The organism is Streptomyces sp. NPDC127092 (genome assembly GCF_042722475.1).
Classification (GTDB): Bacteria; Actinomycetota; Actinomycetes; order Streptomycetales; family Streptomycetaceae; genus Streptomyces.
The window spans coordinates 1-428 of the sequence record NZ_JBHXFE010000181.1; the positions used below are offsets into that span (position 1 = coordinate 1).

1 protein-coding gene is annotated in these 428 nt (G+C 71.0%); it reads left to right on the forward strand.

Going from position 1 to position 428, the window contains the following annotated elements:
* Nucleotides 1–428, forward strand: a 428-nt coding sequence (locus ACFWJO_RS38595; protein WP_386872866.1) for an ATP-binding cassette domain-containing protein, incomplete at both ends; no start/stop codon positions are given.

Genomic DNA, 428 nt, shown 5'->3' on the forward strand with positions numbered 1-428 from the left:
GACGCACGCCCGGTACGCGATCGAGGCGGAGAACCTCCACCTCGAGTACGACCACCGCGGCAAGAAGAACCGCGTGGTCCACGACGTCAGCTTCCAGGTGGCCCCGGGCGAGATCCTGGGCCTGGTGGGCGAGTCCGGCTCGGGCAAGTCCACCATCGCCAAGTCGGTGCTCGGCCTGCTCACCATCGCGGAGGGCTCTCTGCGCATCCAGGGCCACGACCTGGCGACGATGCCCAAGGCCCAGCAGCGCGCCCTGCGCAAGAACATCGGCGTGGTCTTCCAGGACCCGGCGGCCTCGCTGGACCCGCGGTTCCCGATCGGCGACATCATCACCGAGCCGATGGTCGTGCACAAGGTGGGGGACCGGCGCTCGCGCCTGGCCCGCGCCGAGGAGCTGCTGGACGCGGTGCGTCTGCCGCGCTCCGTGG